The sequence below is a fragment of the Wolbachia endosymbiont of Drosophila tsacasi genome (genome assembly GCF_028982115.1).
Taxonomy (GTDB): Bacteria; Pseudomonadota; Alphaproteobacteria; order Rickettsiales; family Anaplasmataceae; genus Wolbachia; species Wolbachia pipientis_B.
The window spans coordinates 1-4,505 of record NZ_JAPQLJ010000002.1; the positions used below are offsets into that span (position 1 = coordinate 1).

Below are 4,505 nucleotides of genomic sequence, written 5' to 3' on the forward strand. Positions count from 1 at the left end.
GACTTATAAGCGCGTTTCAGCTTATATAGGTAAAAACCCAGAAATGTTGTGAAGACATAAGGTGCACATAGTGCAAAAAACTAAAAATAAGACGCCAACTACGTTGTTTTCTTGCTGTTTAATCTGCACAGATGAAGATAACTGAATACCTTCACTATCATGATAAGGGTGCTGGCGGAGGGTGTCAAGTAACTTTTTCGTTTCTACTGAATGACAGTTGTGGCTTGGGAGGTAGTGCAAGAAGTCTACTGATGGCTTTCAAAGCAGTTGAGCTTAATTATTAGAGTAGTAATGTTTATTTTTATATTGACTATTGAGGTTTATTGTTTTATAACTAAAAACTTAGTTATTTTAATGAGCTTGAGTTTATAACATATGCCTACGATAAATCAATTAATACGTAAAGGTAGATTAGGATTGACCCATAAGAAAAAGGTACCAGCTTTGGGAGAAAGCAACTCTCAAAGGAGAGGTGTTTGCACTAAGGTGTATACTACAACTCCTAGGAAGCCTAACTCAGCACTCCGTAAAGTAGCCAGAGTAAAAATTAGTGGGTATGGTGAAGTGACAGCTTATATACCTGGTGAAGGTCATAATTTACAAGAGCACTCTGTTGTTTTGATACGTGGTGGGCGGGTTAAAGATTTACCAGGTGTGCGTTATCACATAATAAGAGGTGCCCTTGATCTGCGTGGTGTGCAAAATCGAAAGAAAGCTCGTTCAAAATATGGTGTAAAGAAATCTGGTTAAAGTTTATGGCTCGTCGGAATAAAGTAAAAAAAAGAGAAACAAGTCCTGATTCGCGTTACGGCAGTATTTTGTTGATGCGTTTCATTAATACAATCATGAAATGTGGTAAAAAGTCTACTGCAGAAAAGATTGTCTATGACGCTTTGTCTTTAGCTGAAAAGAAAATAGGCGAAGGTGGGTTATCAATTTTTGAAACAGCGGTAGAAAATGTGACTCCTTCTATAGAAGTGCGTTCTCGACGCATTGGTGGTGCAACTTATCAAGTGCCTGTTGAAGTTCGACAAGATAGAGCTATTTCTTTAGCGTTAAGGTGGATTGCTAAAGCAACTTCTGCTGCTCGAAAAAAGAGTGGAAAAACCACTGTTGATTGTTTGCAATCTGAAATACTGGATGCTTATAATAAACGCGGTGGTGCGTTTAAGATGTGCGAAGAAAAATATAAAATGGCTGAGGCTAATAAGGCATTTTCTCATCTTCGTTTTTAATGTTAGCTAATTAATTGTGATATGGAAATTGGGATATCTAAATACAGAAATATAGGAATAATGGCTCACATAGATGCTGGTAAGACTACCACAACAGAGCGTATTTTATTTTATACTGGCAAGCAAAATAGAATTGGTGAAGTGCACGATGGGGCAGCTTCTATGGATTGGATGGAGCAGGAAAAAGAGCGTGGTATTACAATCACATCTGCTGCAACAACATGTTTTTGGAATGATCATAGGGTCAATATAATAGACACTCCAGGTCACGTTGATTTCACTGTTGAAGTTGAGAGATCTTTAAGGGTTTTGGATGGTGCAGTTGCTGTATTTGATGGAGTTGCTGGAGTTGAACCTCAATCTGAAACAGTTTGGCGTCAAGCTGATAAATATAGCGTTCCTCGTATCTGCTTTGTTAATAAGATGGATAGAATAGGGGCAAATTTTTATCGATGTGTTGATATGATAAAGACGAAGCTTGGTGCAGCGCCTTTAGTCATTCAGTTGCCAATAGGAAGTGAGAAAGATTTCAAAGGTATAATTGATCTTATTTCTATGAAAGCCATTATATGGCAAGAAGAAACGTTGGGCGCTAAATTTTCTTATGAAGATATTCCTTCCGATTTGATTGACAAGGCTCAAGAATATCGAAATCTTTTATTAGATGCTGCAGCTGAGATGGATGATAAAGCGATGAATACTTACTTTGAGTCTAACGATCTGCCAGTGGATTTACTGAAAAAATGCGTGAGAAATGGGACCATTAAAGGAAAATTTGTTCCTGTATTATGTGGATCAGCTTTTAAAAATAAAGGCGTACAACCACTTTTAGATGGTGTGGTTGATTTTTTACCTTCTCCTATTGATGTTGATGTAATTGTTGGAACTGATCCTAAAGACTCAGAAAAGAAAATTGAGATCAAACCTTCAGAAAAAGAGAAATTCGTTGCTCTTGCGTTTAAAGTGATGACGGATAAGTTTGTAGGTAGCTTGACGTTTATTCGTATTTATTCCGGTAAGTTAAAATCTAAATCTGCTGTATTAAATGCAGGAAAAAATGAGACTGAAGGAATTGGCAGAATGCTGCTTATGCATGCAAATAACAGAGAAGATATAAACGAAGCTAAAGTTGGTGATATAGTTGCCTTAGTTGGATTAAAGAGAACAATTACTGGCGACACTTTATGTTCATCTGATTTTCCTATATTATTAGAGCGTATGGAATTTCCTGAACCTGTTATTGAAATTGCTGTGGAGCCTAAAACTACTTCAGATCAGGAAAAATTAGGTGTTGCTTTAAATAGATTGGTTGCAGAAGATCCTTCTTTAAGAATGTCAGTAAATGCGGAGAGTGGACAGACTATATTGAAAGGCATGGGTGAGCTGCATCTTGAGATTATTGTTGATAGAATGAAGCGCGAGTTTAACGTTGAAGCTAACGTCGGTGCGCCTCAAGTTGCATATCGTGAAACTATCACCAAATCTGTTGAAATTGATTACATTCATAAAAAACAATCTGGTGGTGCTGGCCAATTTGCAAAAGTAAAGATTATATTTGAACCTCTTGAGCCTGGTTCTGGGTTTCAATTTGAAAGTAAAATTGTAGGTGGTGCAATTCCAAAAGAATATATTCCTGGTGTAGAAAATGGTTTAGAGTTGATAAAAGAAGGAGGCATGATCTCTGGTTTTCCGGTTATTGATTTTAAGGCTACCCTTATTGATGGTGCTTTCCATGAAGTTGATTCTAGTCCATTAGCTTTTGAACTTGCTGCTAAAGGTGCGTTTAAAGAGATGGCAAATAAAGCTGGTCCAAAAATGTTAGAACCTATAATGAAAGTTGAAATCATTACGCCTGAAGAGTATATGGGCGATATCATGGGAGATGTAAATAGCAGAAGGGGGCAAGTTTCAAGTATGGAAACGCATAATAGTAGCACTATAATTCTTGCTTTCGTACCTCTTGCGAATATGTTTGGTTATATAAATGTTTTGCGTTCTATATCTCAGGGAAGAGCTCAGTATAGTATGCATTTTTCTTATTATGAACAAGTACCACAATATGTGGTTGATGAGTTAAAGTATAATTAAGGGTAATAATTATGACAGCAGTAGTGGAAGCATTTGGAAAGCCGCATGTAAATGTGGGAACAATAGGCCATGTGGATCATGGGAAGACAACGTTAACAGCGGCAATAACAAAGCATTATGGAAATTTTGTAGCGTACGATCAGATAGATAAAGCGCCAGAAGAAAGGAAGAGGGGGATAACGATAGCAACAGCGCATGTTGAGTATCAGACGGAAAAAAGGCATTATGCACACGTTGATTGTCCTGGACATGCTGACTATGTAAAGAACATGATAGTAGGTGCAGCACAGATGGATGCGGCAATATTGGTAGTGTCGGGGGTTGATGGGCCAATGCCACAAACGAGAGAGCATATATTGCTAGCGAAGCAGGTAGGTGTTGGATATATCGTGGTGTATATAAATAAAGCTGATGTTGCTGATGCTGATATGATAGATTTGGTAGAAATGGAAGTGAGGGAATTGCTGAATAAATACGGATTTCCAGGGAATGAAGTGCCTGTGGTAGTGGGGTCTGCATTGAAAGCGCTGGAGGATGACAGCAGCGAATATGGAAAGAAATCAATAGATAAATTGATGGGAAAGTTAGATGAATATGTGGCGGTCCCACCAAGGCCTGTGGATTTACCATTTCTATTGCCAATCGAGGATGTATTTTCGATATCGGGGCGAGGAACGGTGGTAACAGGAAGGATAGAGAAGGGGGAGATAAAGACGGGAGAAGAGATAGAGATAATAGGTCTGAAAGCGACGCAAAAGACGATATGCACAGGTGTAGAAATGTTTAAGAAGTTGCTGGATAAGGGGAGTGCAGGACTCAATGTAGGAATATTGCTCAGAGGAACAAAAAGAGAAGAAGTGGAGAGAGGGCAAGTATTAGCAAAACCGGGGACGATAACGCCGCATAGAAAGTTTAGGGCGGAGGTTTATATATTAAAGAAAGAAGAAGGAGGAAGGCATACACCATTTTTTGCAAATTACCAGCCACAGTTTTATTTAAGAACAACGGATGTAACTGGGAGCATAAAATTGCTAGATGGGAAGGAGATGGTAATGCCAGGAGATAATGTGAGTGTAGAAGTAGAATTGCAAGTACCGATAGCAATGGATAAGGGATTGCGTTTTGCGATAAGAGAAGGCGGTAGAACTGTTGGTTCTGGTGTTGTTTCTGAGATTTTGGAGT

4 protein-coding genes are annotated in these 4,505 nt (G+C 38.4%); all 4 read left to right on the plus strand.

Annotation, left to right across the window (positions count from 1 at the left end; translation table 11 throughout):
• The first annotated feature begins 375 nt into the window (after positions 1–375).
• A complete protein-coding gene (gene rpsL / locus OZD70_RS00005; RefSeq protein WP_275020018.1) occupies positions 376–750 on the plus strand; it encodes a 30S ribosomal protein S12 in 375 nt (124 codons plus the stop codon).
• Positions 751–755: 5 nt separating this feature from the next.
• Positions 756–1,235 (plus strand): 30S ribosomal protein S7, encoded by a 480-nt coding sequence (gene rpsG / locus OZD70_RS00010; protein WP_275020020.1) that lies wholly within the window; start codon positions 756–758, stop codon positions 1,233–1,235.
• Positions 1,236–1,256: 21 nt separating this feature from the next.
• The gene (fusA, locus tag OZD70_RS00015) at positions 1,257–3,323 is read left to right on the plus strand and encodes an elongation factor G (RefSeq protein WP_275020022.1); all 2,067 of its coding nucleotides are present in this window, start codon (positions 1,257–1,259) and stop codon (positions 3,321–3,323) included.
• A gap of 11 nt (positions 3,324–3,334) precedes the next feature.
• A partial coding sequence (gene tuf, locus OZD70_RS00020) for an elongation factor Tu (protein WP_182183220.1) occupies positions 3,335–4,505 on the plus strand: 1,171 nt, incomplete at its 3' end.